Origin of the sequence: Glaciimonas sp. CA11.2 (genome assembly GCF_034314045.1) — a bacterium.
Taxonomy (GTDB): domain Bacteria; phylum Pseudomonadota; class Gammaproteobacteria; order Burkholderiales; family Burkholderiaceae_D; genus Glaciimonas.
In genome coordinates, this window is sequence record NZ_JAVIWL010000001.1 from 3,922,307 (window position 1) to 3,939,791 (window position 17,485).

Annotated in this window: 16 protein-coding genes; 11 read left to right on the forward strand and 5 right to left on the reverse strand. The window is 47.5% G+C overall.

The window, feature by feature from the left end:
* Window positions 1–21: 21 nt before the first annotated feature.
* Genes RGU75_RS16990 through RGU75_RS17000 form a run of 3 tightly spaced genes read right to left on the reverse strand, consistent with a single transcriptional unit; the run spans window position 22 to window position 2,356 of the window.
* Window positions 22–738 (reverse strand): MSHA biogenesis protein MshJ, encoded by a 717-nt coding sequence (locus tag RGU75_RS16990; protein WP_322237983.1) that lies wholly within the window; start codon window positions 736–738, stop codon window positions 22–24.
* Window positions 738–1,520 carry an MSHA biogenesis protein MshI gene (locus RGU75_RS16995; protein WP_322237985.1) on the reverse strand — a complete coding sequence of 261 codons (783 nt, stop codon included), beginning with the start codon at window positions 1,518–1,520 and terminating at the stop codon, window positions 738–740. Before RGU75_RS16995 ends, RGU75_RS16990 begins: the two co-directional genes overlap by 1 nt.
* Window positions 1,517–2,356, reverse strand: a complete 840-nt coding sequence (locus tag RGU75_RS17000; protein WP_322237987.1) for an agglutinin biogenesis protein MshI — start codon at window positions 2,354–2,356, stop codon at window positions 1,517–1,519. The genes RGU75_RS16995 and RGU75_RS17000 overlap by 4 nt, the downstream gene beginning before the upstream one ends.
* Before the next feature lie 715 nt (window positions 2,357–3,071).
* On the opposite strand from RGU75_RS17000, the gene RGU75_RS17005 reads away from it, so the two are divergent.
* From RGU75_RS17005 to RGU75_RS17045, 9 genes are all read left to right on the forward strand, one after another.
* Window positions 3,072–5,345 (forward strand): TonB-dependent siderophore receptor, encoded by a 2,274-nt coding sequence (locus RGU75_RS17005; protein ID WP_322237989.1) that lies wholly within the window; start codon window positions 3,072–3,074, stop codon window positions 5,343–5,345.
* 22 nt (window positions 5,346–5,367) lie between these two features.
* Window positions 5,368–6,576, forward strand: coding sequence for a phosphotransferase enzyme family protein (locus RGU75_RS17010; RefSeq protein WP_322237991.1), 1,209 nt, complete (start codon window positions 5,368–5,370; stop codon window positions 6,574–6,576).
* 64 nt (window positions 6,577–6,640) lie between these two features.
* Window positions 6,641–7,279: a nicotinamide riboside transporter PnuC gene (pnuC, locus tag RGU75_RS17015; protein WP_322237992.1), complete on the forward strand. Its 639-nt coding sequence runs from the start codon at window positions 6,641–6,643 to the stop codon at window positions 7,277–7,279.
* Between the two features lie 49 nt (window positions 7,280–7,328).
* Window positions 7,329–8,498 (forward strand): DNA polymerase IV, encoded by a 1,170-nt coding sequence (gene dinB / locus RGU75_RS17020; protein ID WP_322240614.1) that lies wholly within the window; start codon window positions 7,329–7,331, stop codon window positions 8,496–8,498.
* Window positions 8,499–8,876: 378 nt separating this feature from the next.
* A complete protein-coding gene (locus tag RGU75_RS17025; RefSeq protein WP_322237994.1) occupies window positions 8,877–9,488 on the forward strand; it encodes a hypothetical protein in 612 nt (203 codons plus the stop codon).
* 498 nt (window positions 9,489–9,986) lie between these two features.
* A complete protein-coding gene (locus tag RGU75_RS17030) occupies window positions 9,987–10,823 on the forward strand; it encodes a ferritin-like domain-containing protein (RefSeq protein ID WP_416186825.1) in 837 nt (278 codons plus the stop codon).
* Between the two features lie 324 nt (window positions 10,824–11,147).
* The gene (locus tag RGU75_RS17035; RefSeq protein ID WP_322237996.1) at window positions 11,148–11,915 is read left to right on the forward strand and encodes a GNAT family N-acetyltransferase; all 768 of its coding nucleotides are present in this window, start codon (window positions 11,148–11,150) and stop codon (window positions 11,913–11,915) included.
* The gene (locus RGU75_RS17040; protein WP_322237997.1) at window positions 11,912–12,772 is read left to right on the forward strand and encodes a UDP-2,3-diacylglucosamine diphosphatase; all 861 of its coding nucleotides are present in this window, start codon (window positions 11,912–11,914) and stop codon (window positions 12,770–12,772) included. Before RGU75_RS17035 ends, RGU75_RS17040 begins: the two co-directional genes overlap by 4 nt.
* The gene (locus RGU75_RS17045; protein WP_322237999.1) at window positions 12,754–13,794 is read left to right on the forward strand and encodes a glycosyltransferase family 1 protein; all 1,041 of its coding nucleotides are present in this window, start codon (window positions 12,754–12,756) and stop codon (window positions 13,792–13,794) included. Before RGU75_RS17040 ends, RGU75_RS17045 begins: the two co-directional genes overlap by 19 nt.
* Before the next feature lie 204 nt (window positions 13,795–13,998).
* On the opposite strand, the gene RGU75_RS17050 is transcribed toward RGU75_RS17045, so the two are convergent.
* A complete protein-coding gene (locus tag RGU75_RS17050) occupies window positions 13,999–14,799 on the reverse strand; it encodes an outer membrane protein assembly factor BamD (RefSeq protein WP_322238001.1) in 801 nt (266 codons plus the stop codon).
* Between the two features lie 45 nt (window positions 14,800–14,844).
* On the opposite strand from RGU75_RS17050, the gene RGU75_RS17055 reads away from it, so the two are divergent.
* Window positions 14,845–15,888, forward strand: a complete 1,044-nt coding sequence (locus tag RGU75_RS17055; protein ID WP_322238003.1) for an RluA family pseudouridine synthase — start codon at window positions 14,845–14,847, stop codon at window positions 15,886–15,888.
* 116 nt (window positions 15,889–16,004) lie between these two features.
* Window positions 16,005–16,784 carry a peptidoglycan editing factor PgeF gene (pgeF, locus tag RGU75_RS17060; protein WP_322238005.1) on the forward strand — a complete coding sequence of 260 codons (780 nt, stop codon included), beginning with the start codon at window positions 16,005–16,007 and terminating at the stop codon, window positions 16,782–16,784.
* A 287-nt stretch (window positions 16,785–17,071) separates the two neighbouring features.
* Here pgeF and RGU75_RS17065 read toward each other — a convergent pair whose 3' ends face one another.
* The gene (locus RGU75_RS17065; protein WP_322238007.1) at window positions 17,072–17,371 is read right to left on the reverse strand and encodes a hypothetical protein; all 300 of its coding nucleotides are present in this window, start codon (window positions 17,369–17,371) and stop codon (window positions 17,072–17,074) included.
* Between the last annotated feature and the right edge of the window lie 114 nt (window positions 17,372–17,485).

Below are 17,485 nucleotides of genomic sequence, written 5' to 3' on the forward strand. Positions count from 1 at the left end.
CGATCCATTTGGCAAATGTGCTCATAGATTTAGCCATTTTTCATCCAGGCTTAAGGTGAACAGCGTCAGACTTAAGGTGGCGTCCGGATAAGTGTCTATCTGCATCGTTGCTTTGCCCCAAAATAATTGCCAAGGCATTGCTTCCAGTGCCGACATGTAATGCATCATGTCGAGATACCTTCCTTGAATAACAATTTCGACACCATGTTTGTAAATGCCGCTGCCGTTTTCGATGCCACGCACTGCCTGTGCTCCCGTTACAGATGGCTTTTCTAGCGAAATTTTTTCGTCAGTGGGTGTGGGGTTGGGATTGTTTAGCGTGCTGACGGGAAGTGTGTTGAGCGAAATTAAGCGTAACGCGCCGTTACGTTTCAAGATATCTTCGAGTAGCGATGTCATGTTCTCCGGCTTGACGAGCACGCTATTTAATCCCAACAGCTTGGAATGGAGTTGTTGCGATTGCTCCTGCAAAATTTTTAAACGATCACTGTTGATAACATCCGGATCGAAGGCTCTTGATCTCAGGCGTTCTTGAATCGCAGTCTGTATTACAGCAATTTTTGATTGATTGTTTTGAATGTGGAGCGACATTAGTTTTTGTCGGTCAAATTGTGGATTAAATAATAATGTATTGAATAATAGTATGAGCGTCAGTGCAGCACCGATGAAGATCATGATGCGCTCACGCAGACTCATGGCATCAATTTTTGAAATGATTGGCTGGAGGTTGTGTTTCATTACCCTTTTTCTCCGCGTAATTCTGCCGGTTGCTTGACGGGTTTGGCGTTTTGTACAGCGGTCGTTGCCGGAATATTTGGCATGATAGAAGGAATCGCGGAGGGTGGCGCGGTGTATGACGCGATGTCAGAGGCCGTCTTGTCTTTCGCTATGCCTGATGATCGCAGATCAAACTCCACGTAGGGCGCAGCGATCGGAGAATTAGCTTGATGCGCATTGCCGCTCGCTGCTATTTGCGGGACGTGGATATCAAGTCTGGAAAAAGTTTTTCCTTGCATGACGGTCTCATTTTTAAGACGACCAATATAATAGGGCACTAGCTCAGGGCGCAATGCGCGGCCGCGCAAATCCATCTCGTTGCCAGCGCCGATAATACTGAAACCGGTTAACCACAAGCCATCCACTATTTGACGAGAAAAGGCGCCTAAATAAGCTGAATAGCCGCTGGTATTGCCGATGTCACCTTTTTCCAGTTTATCGAATACCTGTTGCAAGGATTTGACTTCCAGGTCTGTCTTTGTAACGCTATCCTCGATAGATTGACTTTTTGGATGCGGTGCATATTCAGTAGTGACTTTGTTTAACTCGGCCTGAACCACTATTAACTGCGCAAAAGTACTGGCCTCGTCTTTACTGACGCTAGAAAATTGATAGCCAGAATAAACGGAAATACATGCGGCACCAAGGATTATTAATCCCAACGCCTGAAGCATCGCTACCGCAGAAAAATATTTCTTTTGCTTTAAAAATATGGGATTGAAAAGATTGATCTGCTGACTCATAACTTCTTCTCATCAAGGCGCAACGCCGCACCCAGCGTGATGAAGTAGCGTTGTTGTTGCTCAATCTTGTAGAGTTCCGGCACCTTGGAAAAATCTAGAATGGTTTCTAAATTCAAGGTTTCAATTGGAATGTATAGATTGGCGGAAAGGTATTCCTGCAGCGCTGTTCCCTCTTCTCCCATCGGGGAGAGTATTAATTTTGACAATGACAGCGCGTGATACTGTCGATCAAAATGATCTAATGATCGTTGGAGGTCGAGTGTAATGCGTTCGTAAATGATTGTGATTTGAGATGCGTCGGCTGCTTGTAGTTGGGTGATGGTGGTATCCATTCGGCGTGACAAATAGAGCTCACCTGCGGAGGTGATGGTAACGAGCCCACCTTCCGAATTGAAGGACAGCAACGCGACGGCATGTCCTTCTGGTTCTAGTAATGTAGCGATGTTACGCTGCGCCATTTCAGGAACATCAATGACGCGTAACGCAATATTGGCATCTTCGAATAACGCTTGACGCTGTTCGATTAATTGATTGCGGACCACCACTGCAAACAGCGCGTTGCTGTGTAATGGCCCATTTTTGTCGATGGGGATAGCAAGAACATCAATGGTGGCGTCGTCAACGTGATAGTCCAGCATATCCTTTAAGCGCCAGCGTACGGCTTTTTTAAGCTCATCTGGCGGCACATTTAGCGGATCAATCGAGAGTAGTTGATACTCACCGATATTGAGTAAGTGGGAGCATTGATAACGATTTACGTTGATATCTTGCGCAAGCTTACTGAGCGTAACGGCTGTTGTAGTTTTTTCTGAAGGGTAAAAAGATAATAATTCCACGCTAGGCTTGCTAGACGGCAACCTTTTTAAATGGGCGGCGTAAACACCATCGAAATGACAACCAATCGCTAACCAACCTGCATTTTTTTTAGTTTTACTGAATAAGCTCACAAATAAACCTTTGCTGGTGCTGAATAAAAGTAATTGATGAGCGGTGCCCGTACCAGGGTACGGATAATGGTTACTGTATCGCAATTTGATCCGTATCGTTAGGTAAAATTAACGTTTTGTGGCGGTTATATTTTTCATAAATATCGGATTTTAACGAGGACGTACAGTTACCGTAAGGTTCTTAACCGCAATCGACTTCAAAGAGATGCTTTTGGGAAATTATCGTGATGACCAGTCGTGCAAATTGTGAAGTGAGTTTTTAAATATAAGTGTTGTAAAACACGACGTATTTATATCGATTTCAAGCTTTATTGCCAGAACTGGTGTTGTCGAAGGATAATCTAGCGCGTTGTTTTTCGGTTGAGTGGACAGATCAGGATTTAGATTAGGACAGAGATCTGGATAGAAACCGAGGCAGAGATTCCACTTTCGCAGAATAAATTTTGCTACATCAGATGATGCTGCTCAAAGTAACTAACGCAACGTCGGAATGCTTTTCGCTTGAAATTTGAAATCACAATTGACTCATCTGAGTATTGTAACAATTGTTAATAAAGCAATTTTCCTCCCACTTTTTAAGTGTAATAATTAACGCACTACCTACATGACATCGATAAAAAAATTGCCAGTTCGCAGCCTGATCAGTTCTTCTTTTCCTTTTGCAAAAAAACTGTTAACAATGTTGGTTGCTGCAACGACTACCGTTGGCGCAGGCGTTAGCTGTGCAGAAACTGAAGTAGATCAGCCGTCCAGTCAGAGCGCCACGACAGCGGTTAGGATTCCAAATACACACGAATTACCGCTGGTTACCGTCAAGGCAGAAGGTGAAGCAAAGGATAGCTATCGTGCCAGATCAGCGACAGTCGGTACATTTGGCAGCGAGACGTTGTTAGACACACCAGCGTCGATCTCGGTGGTTACGCGCAGTCAGCTGGACGATCAGCAATCTCGGTTACTCAGTGATGTGGTACGTAACGATGCCTCGATTGATAATAATTACACGCCATTGGGCTATTACGAAAATTTTAGCATCAGGGGATTTTCGTTAGATTTGGCGTCTAGCTACCAACTGGATGGCATGACGATTTCGGGTGAGCAAAATGTGGCACTGGAAAATAAAGAGCGGGTAGAGGTATTGAAGGGATTAGCTGGCTTGCAGGGTGGCCTTGCCGCACCCGGCGGATTGATCAACTATATTAGCAAGCGACCGGCCGATGTCGCGTCTGTGACGTTGGGAACCGACTCGCGCGGTTCGCGCTATCTGGCGACCGATGTCGGGACGTTATTTGGCGATCAAAAACAGTTCGGTTTACGGGTTAACGCCGCGCATGAAGGAATAAATACCTACGTCGATGGCGTGAGCGGTAATCGCAATTTTGTCTCAGTAGCGGCGGATTGGGTTCTCTCACCGTCTGCGACGCTGCAGTTTAATATTGAAGATCAGCATAGCCAGCAGCTTTCTGTGCCGGGTTATCAACTACTTGGCGGCATTGTTATCCCAAGCGGTGTTTCTCCTTACCGTTTGCTCGGTGGGCAGCCTTGGGGCAAGCCTGTCACTATGGATTCGTTGAACACCAACTTGCGTCTGGACGTAGCGATCAATCCTGACTGGCATGGCTCTTTAGCAGTTAGCCGGAGCAGGGTGATTATTGATGATAATTCGACATTTCCTTATGGCTGCTTTTATGTGAGTAGTTGCGGGGCCGGTGGCACGCCGCCGCAATACTTTAGCGCGACCGGGGATGTTGATGTTTACGATTATCGCTTCCCGAATGACACACGACGCAACGATCAGGTTCAGGCAATTTTGCAAGGCAAAACAATGCTTGGTGGATTACGCCATGACCTCACGTTCGGTGCGAGTAGTTTCCGTCGCACGGTGAGTTTGAGCGACGGCGTCAACCAGTATGTCGGCAGCGACAATATCTACAATGCGACTCCGTTAATTTTTGCGCCATCGACTGATATACCGTCGTCTTCCACGCGCCGTCTCGATAGTCGGCAACAGGGTTTGTTTGCATTGGATCGCATACAACTTAGCGAGCGTTGGCAAATTCTGGCGGGTGCACGTCAGGTCTGGTTGCGTGAAAATGCATTCGATGACACCGGCGCGACGACGCGAACAACTGACAAATCGATGCTGTTACCACAACTGGCATTGATCTATAAGCCGCTTGCAACGATGACTTTATATACCAGCTACAGCAAGGGTCTGACGATGGGTGGTCAGGCGCCGTTTTGGGCGACGATTAACCCTTCGGCATTTTTGCCGCCGACCGTGTCGCGCCAGATTGAAGCTGGTATTAAATTTGAAGTAAGTAATCAACTGATGTTGAGCGCGGCCATTTTCCAGATGACCAAGCCATACGAATATCCGAAACCGGAAGGTGCCGATATTGAGTATGTGCAAGAAGGAACACAGACTAATAAAGGCATTGAATTAAGCGCAGCTGGCCAAGTCACCAAACGGTTGCGACTGACCGCTAGTTTTGCGGGAACGCAGGCTATTGCTACCAATACGGGAACACCCGCATACGATGGCCATCAAGCCATTAATGTGCCACGTTTGCGAGGCAGTATTTACGCTGACTATGCGGTTCCGGGCATCGATGGTCTGAATCTGCTGGGCGGTTGGGAATATAGCGCGCGCAAGGCCGCGACACGTTCAGGCGATGTTGATGTGCCGTCCGTTAATGTATTTAATGCCGGTTTGCGCTATGCCGCTGTGTTGTCTGGTCACAAGGCAGTCGTTCGCTTGGCCGTCGATAACCTGCTCAATAAGCAATACTGGAAAGACGTTGGAGAATACCTCGGTGATGGTTATTTGCATTTAGGCGCGCCGCGCACCGCCCGTTTGTCCGTCCAATACGATTTTTAAGCAGGTCGAAATTGATTTTAAGATGAGCCACCAAACCGATAACACTTCATTGCTCAGTCATGGCCTGGACGCGAATGACGTGCCACCCGCCTGGCCGCCACTGAAGCTGGCCGAAATAAAGGATTTGTTGAGGCGGTATCCACAAACCGGTGAGGTTATACGCCTTACATGGTTTAGCCCACGGCCGTTTTCCAGCGCCTGTGTGGTGGAGACGACGTCAGGCATGTTGTTTGTTAAGCGTCTGATAAAGGCGATACGCAGTGCCGCTGATCTTTTGGAAGAGCATCGGTTTATTGCACATTTAGCATTGCATATGTCGGTTGACGGACCCGCCGTCAGCGAAGTTCTTGCTGATATGCATGGTGCGACAGCGATTGCCGACGGCGACTGGACCTATGAAGTGCATCGACTGGCGAAGGGAAATGACGTCTATCGGGATGCCTTTTCCTGGACACCATTTTTGCACCCCGGACATGCCTATGCGGCCGGCCGTGCCCTGGCGGAAATGCATCAGGGTGCAGCCGGTTATAACGCTCCTGCACGCAAGGCAATGTTGCTGGTGTCGGGGTTTTCAATATTTAGCGACGATGATCCTCTCACCGCGATGGCGCATTACATCGACGCCCGGCCAGGCTTGGCGACCTACGTCGCACAACGTGATTGGCGTCAGGATGTAGAGCGTGTATTGATGCCTTTTTACGCATGCTTGCAACCGTTGCTAAAAAATCTGGTGCCCTTATGGACGCATAACGACTGGCATGCTTCCAATTTGTTATGGTGCGCATCAGACGATCAGAACGATGCTGGCGGGGCGAAAGTAGCGACAATACTGGACTTTGGCCTATGCGATCAAACCTGCGCGGTCTACGATTTGGCTATCGCCATTGTTACGAATATTGTCGAATGGCTGAAACTTCCGCAGCTAGACGCTGATAATCAGTTACAGGACGATCAATTAGTACACTTTGATCAATTGGCGCTTTTGCTGGATGGCTATGAAGCCGTGGTTCCTTTGTCGGCGTTCGATATGGCTGCCGTGACCGCTCTGCTGCCGCTTGCACACGTGGAGTTTGCGCTTTCCGAGCTGGCATATTTTTATGGCGTTCAAGGCTCCGCGGAGAATGCAACAGTGGCTTATGATACGTATTTATTGGGTCATGCAGAATGGTTTAATAGCGATGCGGGACGGCGATTGTTAGCGTATATGCGGGATCGCAGTACGAAGAAGTGACAATCTCAAAAGAGAACAATCCTGGAAGAGATAAACTTCCTCAGTCCATAATTGAAAGAAAAAAATGTCCGGTTTGGAAATAGTGGCGGTCATTGTTAGCGCGCTGGCGGTCTGGCTCACGGCACGCCGTAACATATGGTGCTGGCCGGTTGGTTGTGTATCGGTGATGTTTTATTCGCAGATCTTTTTTGATGCCAAATTGTATTCTGACTTGCTGCTGCAACTGATTTTTTTTGTCATGCAATTGTACGGCTGGTGGCATTGGACGCGCAACCGCACGCATTCCCAAACCTTGCCGGATGCATCGCGAGATGAAGATAAAGTACACATCATGCCCCGACGATTGTCAGTCGCCGGTTGTTGGGTTGGTTTGATGATCGGCGCTGCGGGAAGTCTCTTGCTGGGCTACGTGATGGCGCGCTTTACGGATGCGCATATTCCCTGGCTTGATTCTGCTCTGACCAGTTTTAGTCTGGTGGCGCAATATTGGATGGCGCGTAAATACATTGTAAACTGGTGGCTATGGATAGCCGTCGACGTCATTTACATTGGCGTGTATGTCTACAAAGATTTACAGTTGACTGCGGGCTTGTACGCAATGTTTATTATTCTGGCGATTGTTGGCTTGCGCAATTGGCGTCGTGAGTTGCTGCAATATGAGAGTGCCACGCCGAGTGTTAGTCTGGCGGCGCAGAACTATTAAAAACAACTAAGAGTATTCAACGTCGATAATGTCCGAAACTCCCAACGATATGTCACTGCCAACGCGCTATGTTGCGCATCTCGATATGGATGCCTTCTATGCTTCGGTAGAGCTATTACGCTATCCGGAATTGCGTGGTCGCCCTGTTGCCATTGGTGGTGGATCGGACCATCAACCGGTCGTAAACGCGGACGGGACGCGCAGCTATGCAACTCTCCGACATTATGTCGGTCGCGGTGTAATCACGACATCTACTTATGAAGCACGTGCGCTGGGTATTTTTTCGGCAATGGGAATCATGAAGGCTGCAAAACTGGCCCCGGATACAGTCTTATTGCCCACCGACTTTGAAGCGTATCGACATTATTCAAGATTATTTAAAGCTGCCGTGGCGAGCATTACGCCACTCATTGAAGACCGTGGTATAGATGAAATTTACATTGATCTTAGCGAACAAACAGAACCGATTGCTATTCTTGCAGCGCGTATAAAAAAGGCGGTAAATGATGCCACCGGGCTTTCTTGCTCGATTGGCGTTGCGTCTAATAAACTACTCGCAAAAATCTGTTCTGATCTGGAAAAACCGAATGGATTGACCATTCTGACGCAAGCCGATTTAGCAACCCGGATCTGGCCGCTGTCGGTAAGCAAGGTTAATGGTATCGGACCAAAATCAGCCGAGAAATTAACCTTGTTAGGTATTCGTACAATTGCGGAGCTGGCCCACGCAGACACTGGCATGCTTCAGGAAAATTTCGGTAGCAGTTATGGCGCATGGCTGCATTGCGTTGCACACGGTATTGATGATCGGCCCGTTGTGACGCATTCCGAACCCAAGTCGATCAGTCGCGAAACTACTTTCGAGCGCGACCTTCATGCAACGGCAGATCGCACAACACTCACAGAAATATTTACACGTTTATGTGAGCGCCTCGCTGGCGATCTACAGCGCAAAGGCTACGTTGGGCGCACGGTAGGTATCAAGTTACGCTTTACTGATTTCAGTGCGGTGACACGTGACGTCACTCTTCCTTCAAGCACCGACGATGCGGTCGCTATTCGGCGTGCTGCAGGAGAATGTCTCCGCCGTGTCTCTTTCCATCAAAAGCTGCGGTTACTTGGCGTACGCGTCAGTGCGTTGGAGAGAAAAGGGGTGGCGAGCACAGCGTCACAGCGAGCACAAGGTGATTTGTTCGAAAATGGCACGGATGCGCCTTGATGGGTTTGTAATGGTTTGCAGCGCGTGGTGATGCGTTGTTTGAATCTTTGCTAATTTAGTTGATTTTACTTTCCGGAAAATTAATAACTTTTTTTGTCGGTGCCCTGATGGGACGTGAGCCATATTTTTGAAGGCGCGTTTTATTGCTAAGTCTTTGACCCCTTCGAAGAAACTATTGCCAGTGTAACGGTTCGACGCAACGCCAGATGCAACGTCTGGCTGGTTTATATTTCTCCCAATTTCTAAAAAAAATAAACGCGAATTATAAGAATGATCCTAGATACATTTCCGCAAAAAACCTATATTCTCCTTGCCAATGACTTTTAGTTCAGCAACACAACATGCGATTGGTATTTTATTACCCATCGATTAGCAAGCGTGAAACTACATTCAAGCCCTCGTGCCATTTCCGCATTTTGGCATTTTTTTTACGGGTATAAATTGTATAACTTCTTATTAATGTTCGTTCTCTTCATGCCTGTTTCTTTCGCTTCAGCTGCTGCGGTAATGCAGGATGTAACGGTGGGTCAATTGCTGGAGCGGGCCGAGAGAGGAGAGCGCAAGGCAATCAAAATGCTTGCCGCTGCGGGTGCTGTCATATTCCAGGGACGCTCCCTTAACAGGCGTGTCGAGATCACGCCTGAGATCAATGGATTAATGAAAATAATCAGTATACGAGTTAGCTTATTAAGGATTGCTGAATATACAGAGAATGGTTTTTTGAATAAAAATTCATTTCTAATGTGGACTAAAAAACGTGATCCGATTCCGGCATGTGTCTGGCTAATGCGTGCCGCCAATTATCCCGATGAGAGTGGCGAGTCGGATAAAAAATACGCCCATGAGATACGTAAAAGATTAGGTAATTCGATCGAAAAAATGACCGATGAACAGATAGTTGCATGCCAAAAAGGCGCAGACAATTGGATTCTCGGCTTGCCAGATGTGGAAGACACATGGGCCACTATTCAAAGCTCTGTTTTAGGCTAAGTGGCTAGCAATATGACTCATGAAAATAATCGAATTACCTGCCACGGATCTGCTTAAGAACTATGATCTTTAAATGGGACGATAACTGCTTTTTGGCATTGAGGTAACTTCGTCTCATAGGTAATGGAAGGCCAAAATTTGTAATTCAAACAAACTGTTATCGCCTCATCGCTACTTACGATGCTTGCGTTTGGCGACGCCATTTTTTAACGAGCTGAAACTTTTTCAACTGGTAAAAAATATCGTGCAACATATTAATCTCTGATATTTACGCAGATAAAACGAGGATCGAAACTGAACAACAAGCATGTCTTGATCAACAAAAATAATCGTCCACCGGTGTAATTCAACCACTCATTTCTCCTGTAATCAAGCAGGTGATTAACTTCGTCGCAGGTAAATTATTTGATGGCACAACGGTTGCAGGCTTCATTACGGTCGTGATTTGAAAGTCACGTGGAGATACTTCCCATTTATATTATTAAGGAATTGAAAAGATTGAATAAAAATTATAATGGTGGAATAGAAAGTACACATTGGAAAATAGCTGATCTTGATTTTTCTACGATTGACCTTGCGCAGGTAGCGCTAGATGAAAACCTTTTCTATTTAGTGACTAGCGCATCATTTATCGAGAGTGGATCAAGTTTATATACGCAGAATCTGGTTGAATATTACCGGGATGAACCAGAAATTGAAGATTGGTTGCGCAATCAATGGGAAGTTGAAGAGCTTCAACACGGGCAAGCTTTGCGGGCATATGTGAATTATGTATGGCCAGAGTTTGACTGGGAAACTGGTTATCGACATTTTTTTAAAGAGTATTCTGATCATTGCAAGGTAGAGCTTTTAGCACCTACCAAGGGTCTGGAGATGGTGGCGCATTGTGCAGTGGAGGCGAGTACCGCGGCGCTATATCGGGCTCTGTCGCGTTGCACTACTGAACCGATATTAAAAGAAATGGCATCGTTGATTGGGCGCGACGAGGTTAGTCACTATAAGTATTTTTATCGCTATTTCCGCCGATTCCGGAAAGAGGAGGGATTGCGTCGGCATCGGATATTGTGGACATTGTGTCACCGGATGCTAGAAATAAAAAATCAGGATACTAGTTGCGCGTTAAGGCACGTCGTTCAAATCAAGTCTCCCTCACACGCCAACGATGCGGCATATATCAAAAACATCAGTAAAAAAATGAATGAGATGGTCCGCCGCCATTTATCTGCCGATATGACGATTAAGATGGTTATCCGGCCATTGGACTTGCCCCCGATGATTGAATCCATGGTGACTTATCCGTTGACGCAGATTATGAACAAATTTTTTCTACGTTAAAGGGGTTACATCGGTCGCGGCGGTCAGGCCTTAACCCATCAATTGACCAGTGGCGATAAGAAGTATCTTGTCGTTATGGCTTACGTCAGGTCGGCTATCAATACAAGAGCTGCTGGCTGGAGCGGGTAAATCGACCGACGTCCGTAAATTGGTGATCTGTGGGGCTGAATTATTGAATATTGAAGACGAAAGAAAGTCGTTTAGCACGTCTTCACGGAGCATTTTAAATACTGTTGCCAAGTCATCAAACAGACATAAATGTGTCATTTTCCTGAAGTAATCGCTCGTTACTCTGGCATTGTCAACATCTAAAAAGGACAATGCATGCGTTTATTGACCATACCCCGCGATGCAAACCCGATTTTTCCCAAGCTAACGGTGAGTATTGCCACCACACAGGAAGAAATACGGGAAGTGCAACGCTTGCGGTATAAAGTTTTTGTTGAGGCATTTAGTTTGTCTGCGCTGGTGAATGTAGACGGCCTTGATGTCGATGAATTTGACGCTTACTGCGATCACCTGATTGTCCGTGACAACAAAACCTTGCGCGTAGTTGGCACATATCGCGTGATGAGTCCGCATGCGTCGCGTCGCATGGGTTCTTACTACTCTGAAAAGGAATTCGATCTGGGTCGGCTCGACCATTTACGCAATCACCTTGCCGAAGCAGGGCGCGCTTGCATACATCCCGACTATCGTAGTGGCAGTGTCATCATGCTTTTGTGGGCGGGATTAGCGGCGTATATGCGGCGTGAACGTTGCGACTATTTGATGGGATGCGTCAGCGTTAGCCTTGCTGACGGGGGCCATAATGCTGTGGCTTTGTATCACTCTATGACCGACGAGAATTTCTCTCCTCCAGAGTATCGGGTTACGCCAATTACGCCGTTCTCGGTTTATGAACGCGAACCCGGGCATGTGCCGATTATGCCACCGCTTTTAAAGGGATATTTACGCAGTGGTGCATGGGTTTGTGGTGAACCGGCCTGGGACCCTGACTTTCATTCTGCCGATTTTTTCCTGTTATTGCCGTTAGCCAGACTTGATAGTCGTTATGCACGTCATTATCGCAAAGAAATGAGTCCAGGATGAAACCAAGCGAACGCTTTCTGAGCAGCGGATTTTCTGGTTCAGGTACGGATATCAAACGCGAACCAATTCGCTTCAGGGCGATCTGGATTTCTGATGTGCATCTTGGGACAACCGGATGTCAGGCGAAGCGCTTACTGGAATTTTTACGGGCGACTGAATCGGAGACGCTCTATCTGGTTGGCGATATCATAGATGGTTGGCAATTGAAGCGGCGCTGGTATTGGGATCAAGCGCATAATAACGTCGTTCAAACGGTATTAAAAAAAGCACGAAAGGGGACTGAAGTTATTTTTGTTCCTGGCAATCACGACGAAGCGATCCGTCAATTCATCGATCTTGATTTTGGCGGTATCAAAATACGCGATGAGTTGATACATACCACCGCCAAAGGAAAGCGGTTTCTGGTGCTGCATGGAGATCGCTTTGATGGCGTTATTTCCTGCGCTAAATGGTTGGCGTATGTCGGTGATAGTTTGTACACAGTGATTCTCAAGTTTAACCAGTGGTTCAATGGCTGGCGTGCTCGAGCGGGATTACCTTATTGGTCGCTATCCCAATATTTAAAGCTTAAAGTAAAAAATGCAGTGAATTATATTTCTTCTTTTGAAAATGCTTTAGCAGCAGAAGCAGCCAAAAAGGGCCTTGATGGCGTCATTTGTGGACATATTCATAAGCCTGAAATGCGTGAGATCAATGGGATCACTTATTGCAACGACGGCGATTGGGTGGAGAGTTTAACCGCATTGGTAGAGGACGCCAGCGGTACGTTGCGTTTAGTGTCGTGGCAAGAAATCGTGGGACAGAAGAGTGCAATAGCCAGCGCCAATGTTGGAGAGCTATGCGAATTGCCATCATAGCGGACGCTTCTCTTACGCAAATTAATGGTGTCGTCAATACGTTGCAAGAAACCTGTCGATGCTTGCGCAATATCGGTCATGAGGTCTTATTGCTCACTCCCGACGATGCTGCCACGTTCGCTTGTCCTACTTATCCAGAAATCCGATTAGCCTATAAGCCTTATCGGCGAGTGGCTGCTTCGTTGCGCGATTTTCAGCCCGATTGCCTACACATCTCGACCGAAGGCCCGATGGGGTTGGCGGCCAGACGTTTTTGTTTGCGTCACAAAATAGGATTTACCACGGCATATCACACGCGCTTTCCTGAATATCTGAGTGCGCGCGCGATGATGCCAAAGGCGGTGACCTATCGATGGTTGCGCTGGTTTCACTGGCCGTCCAAGGCGGTGATGGTACCGACCCCGCATATGATAGCCGCACTGCAAAAGCGCGGATTTAGGCGTTTGGTGCTGTGGGGACGCGGAGTTGACACAGAGCGATTCCAATGCATCGAGCAGGATCGATCGTGTATTCAACGGCCTTTATATTTATATGTTGGAAGAGTGGCGATCGAAAAAAATATAGCAGCATTTTTAGATGCTGATTTACCTGGCAGTAAGTGGATTATTGGCGATGGTCCAATGCGTGAAGAGTTGCAGCTACGCTACCCGGATACGCACTTTTTGGGTAGTAAATTACATCAGGAATTAAGCGCCTATTACAACTGTGCCGACGTATTGGTGTTTCCAAGCGAAACAGATACGTTTGGATTGGTCATGCTGGAAGCAATGGCTTGCGGTGTGCCTATTGCAGCATATCCAGTGTGTGGACCGATCGATGTGGTGAGGGACGGTGTATCGGGGAGTCTGGAGTTTGACTTAAGGCGAGCGTGTATTCAGGCGCTTCGGCTGGATCGACATCAGGTACGCGAGCATGCGCTGACCTATTCGTGGGAATTGGCGACACAACAGTTTTTGCAAAGTTTGTATCGAGTTGATGCTATTAAAACGATGGAATGGGCGCAAATGTCCATAATATCCTGATCGCTATACTTATTTTATAACGTGTATCAATACTTTTTCTTATCTGGCACCGTCCGTCAGTATGGCAAAATACGCAAGATTCGAAGTTTAATGCGCCAAATTTTCTCGGGATCAAAACAGGATAGAGACGATTACACAACAAAAAACCTCGCATTGCGAGGTTTTTTGATTTGATCGTCAACTATGGCTCGATGAGCGATTCGCTTACCAGATTTTCCACCAAGGTTTCTTCTCGGCGACTGGGCCACCCTTGTAATAAACGCTATCAGGGTAGTTTTTTTGCAGAACGCGCGCAGCATCGTCACGCAATTCTTTCATTCCCAGCGCATCGTAGGACCGTACCATAATGTAAAGGGCTTCCTGAACGGCGGGGGCATCGCGATATTCTTGTACTGCACTTTGGGCACGGTTCGCTGCTGCGACATAAGCACCGCGGCGTAAGTAATAGTTTGCTACGTGGACATCATATTGGGCCATCGCATTAACCAGGTACTTCATGCGCGTTAGCGAATCCGGCGCATAAGTACTATCTGGAAAGCGCTCGACAACTTGCTTAAAAGCATCAAAAGCGTCGCGGGCTGCTTTAGGATCGCGTTCGGTGGCATCTTCTTTTGACAAGAAATCAAAGATACTGACCTTGTCATTAAAGTTAACCAGGCCACGTAAATAGTACATATAGTCTACGTTTGGATGATTTGGATGCAATTTAATGAAGCGGTCAATGGCCGCAAGCGCCTCTGGCTGTTCACCCTGCCGGTAGTGCGCATAAGCGATATCCATCTGTGCTTGTTGGGCGTAGGTGCCGAATGGGTAGCGCGATTCCAGCTTTTCAAAGTATGAAATTGCTTTATCGTAACCACCACTACTCATTTCATCCTTTGCCTCCGAGTATAATCTGGGAGCAGACCAGTTTGCGGTTTCATCGACCTTGTCGGGCAATAGGCCACATGCCGATAATGAGAGAGCGAATGCGACAGCAGCTAGTGTGGAGAGTTTTTTTTGCATGGTGGTTCGCAAGAATGCGTGTAAACAATTGATAGATTATAGCCGATGGGACTTGCAGTGACGTCATTTACAAAGCCAAATTTGGCTGAAAACCCTACGGAAATAGAATTTGAAGCCGATATCGATGATAGCGAAGAAATTGAGGTAGCGGTAAATACCGCTGCGCCAATCGTCTTGATATTGACGCCTCAGGTGTGTGGAACCCGACTTGATAAGGTTATTTCAAGTCAGATTCCCCAATTTTCCCGTAGCCGGATCCAACAATGGATGGAAGCAGGTCATGTTAGTGTCGATGGCAAGGTTGCCACGACCAAAATGATTGCTTTCGGCGACGAGACCGTAATCGTGCAGCCGCAACCGGCACCGGATGAGCATGCTTATACGCCAGAAGAAATGGCGCTTTCGGTGATATACGAAGACGACGATATTATCGTGATCGACAAACCGGCGGGACTAGTGGTGCATCCTGCCGCTGGCAATTGGTCGGGAACGCTATTGAACGGTTTGCTGTATCGCTGGCCAGAATTAGCTGGCGTGCCGCGTGCCGGGATTGTGCATCGGCTGGATAAAGATACCAGTGGATTGATGGTGGTGGCGAAGACGTTAGAGTCGCAGACCGATCTGGTTCGCCAGTTGGCCGCGCGGACGGTAAAACGCCAATACCTGGCGTTGGTATGGGGCACGCCTCAACTTAACGGAACCATTGATGCCGCAATGGCGCGTCATCCTCGGGACCGTATCAAAATGGCGGTGTCTGAAAGCCTCAGCGCCAAAACCGCAGTGACGCATTACGAAAGGCTGCAAAGTGGGCTTTTGGATGGGCGCCCAGTCAGTTTGATGCGCTGCCAGCTTGAAACCGGCCGCACTCATCAAATTCGCGTGCACATGTTGTCAATCGGTTTTGCGTTGGTTGGCGATACGTTATATGGCAAGCAGCATTTAATGCCCGCGTTTCCACGACAGGCTTTGCAGGCAACGCGGCTTGGCTTGAATCATCCCTCGACTGGTGAAGAGTGTGAATGGTTCACGCCGCTGCCGGATGATTTTGCTGATTTAATCAAGCGCTCTAGTATTGCGGCACCTGATTGACACTGTGCAAATAAGTCTTTGAGAAAAGCTTATCGTCATAGTTGAAGGGCGCAATGGCGCAATGGTCATTGCGTCCTTCAACCAAGCCCCGTATTAACACTTTATAGACGCACTTTATGAACGTGATTATTCCCGATTGGATCGGTGCGCCACCGAATGTTGGCGCTTTGGTGACGTCCCGTGACGGCGGCGTAAGTCGTGCCCCTTACGATGACGGAAGTGGTGGCGGTGGGCTTAATTTAGGCTCGCATGTCGGTGATCTGTTGGCCGATGTTGAGGCGAATCGGGCTTTGTTGATGCCATTTTTGCCTTCTTCACCTCTTTGGATGACCCAAGTTCATGGCGTTCAAGTGGCTGATGCAAATAGGGCCGTTGCCGGTGTGGAGGCGGATTCTGTCATTGCGACAAAGTCGGGGAGAGTATGCGCCATCCTGACTGCTGATTGTCTGCCTGTATTATTCTGTGACGTCGAAGGTCGGGTTGTTGGCGCTGCACATGCAGGGTGGCGCGGCTTGGTCGGTGGCGTCCTTGAACTTACCGTAGCGCATATGCGGGATGCTGGCGCAGGTGAAATCATCGCATGGCTTGGCCCCGCAATTGGGCCGCAAAAATTTGAGGTTGGAGCGGACGTGCTCGCGGCATTTATAGACAGTGCTCAGGCGCGAAAAGTATCGGCAGAAACTTTGCAGCAGATTTCTTCCGCCTTCATACCCATTTTTGAATCTCCAGGAAAATATCTGGCGAATATTTATAGTCTTGCTCGCATTATATTGAGTGAGGTTGATGTGCACGGTGTTTCTGGTGGCAGTGCTTGTACCGTTACTGACCGACAGTTTTATTCTTATCGCCGGGATCAAGTTACTGGTCGCATCGCTTCGCTGATCTGGCTGAAATAGTGTTTTTAGGATTGTCTCGAAACTTTACTAAGCGCATTGCGCTCTAGCTGTAGTTATGGCTCAGGAGAAGCTTTACGGGGACTATTAAGACTGACTCCCTCATCCTTCGTAACGTATCAACGTATGCTGGCGTATGGCGGCGCTCCGATTGAGCGCGGCTCGGACAGTAATTACAGTACTACTTGCGTGGCTTAACCTATTTAAGCAACCTAGACGCAATTCTCTTGTTGATCCTTCGTTTGGTTATATATCCACAACGGTAATAATTGCTTCAATCTTCTTTTTTACTATAGTTTTTGTGTCGGATTTTCTCTGGATTTTGGTGTTGCTAGTTGTGTTGAATCGGCCTTTGGTTCGTCTGATTCAGCGTTTACTTGCAAGGCAGCATCCTTCTCGACAAGCATTCTCTTGCGTTGTTCGGCTCTTTGTCGATTTCGCTTGCGTTGGGGTGTGCCCATCAGGTATAAAACTATTGACAAAGGAATTACGCCATATAGCAGAAAAGTCATTACTGCGGCGGTAGCAGTTTGTTCTGTAATTGACATCATGAAGACAACGTAAATCCAAGCAATAGCGACGATATACATAGAATGAAATTAGGCTAACGGACAATCCCGCACAATACGCGAAATCAACGGTACCCGCATGACTAATCCAAAATTTCCTCCCTTCGATCCTGCATTTTTGTCGCAAGCGTCACA

Excerpts from the sequence above, each read along its gene's own strand:
- RGU75_RS16990 (WP_322237983.1), bottom strand. The coding sequence starts at position 738 with ATGAAACACAACCTCCAGCCAATCATTTCAAAAATTGATGCCATGAGT.
- RGU75_RS16995 (WP_322237985.1), bottom strand. The coding sequence starts at position 1,520 with ATGAGTCAGCAGATCAATCTTTTCAATCCCATATTTTTAAAGCAAAAG.
- RGU75_RS17005 (WP_322237989.1), top strand. The coding sequence starts at position 3,072 with ATGACATCGATAAAAAAATTGCCAGTTCGCAGCCTGATCAGTTCTTCT.
- RGU75_RS17010 (WP_322237991.1), top strand. The coding sequence starts at position 5,368 with ATGAGCCACCAAACCGATAACACTTCATTGCTCAGTCATGGCCTGGAC.
- pnuC (WP_322237992.1), top strand. The coding sequence starts at position 6,641 with ATGTCCGGTTTGGAAATAGTGGCGGTCATTGTTAGCGCGCTGGCGGTC.
- dinB (WP_322240614.1), top strand. The coding sequence starts at position 7,329 with ATGTCACTGCCAACGCGCTATGTTGCGCATCTCGATATGGATGCCTTC.
- RGU75_RS17035 (WP_322237996.1), top strand. The coding sequence starts at position 11,148 with ATGCGTTTATTGACCATACCCCGCGATGCAAACCCGATTTTTCCCAAG.
- RGU75_RS17040 (WP_322237997.1), top strand. The coding sequence starts at position 11,912 with ATGAAACCAAGCGAACGCTTTCTGAGCAGCGGATTTTCTGGTTCAGGT.
- RGU75_RS17045 (WP_322237999.1), top strand. The coding sequence starts at position 12,754 with ATGCGAATTGCCATCATAGCGGACGCTTCTCTTACGCAAATTAATGGT.
- RGU75_RS17050 (WP_322238001.1), bottom strand. The coding sequence starts at position 14,799 with ATGCAAAAAAAACTCTCCACACTAGCTGCTGTCGCATTCGCTCTCTCA.
- RGU75_RS17055 (WP_322238003.1), top strand. The coding sequence starts at position 14,845 with ATGGGACTTGCAGTGACGTCATTTACAAAGCCAAATTTGGCTGAAAAC.
- pgeF (WP_322238005.1), top strand. The coding sequence starts at position 16,005 with ATGAACGTGATTATTCCCGATTGGATCGGTGCGCCACCGAATGTTGGC.
- RGU75_RS17065 (WP_322238007.1), bottom strand. The coding sequence starts at position 17,371 with ATGTATATCGTCGCTATTGCTTGGATTTACGTTGTCTTCATGATGTCA.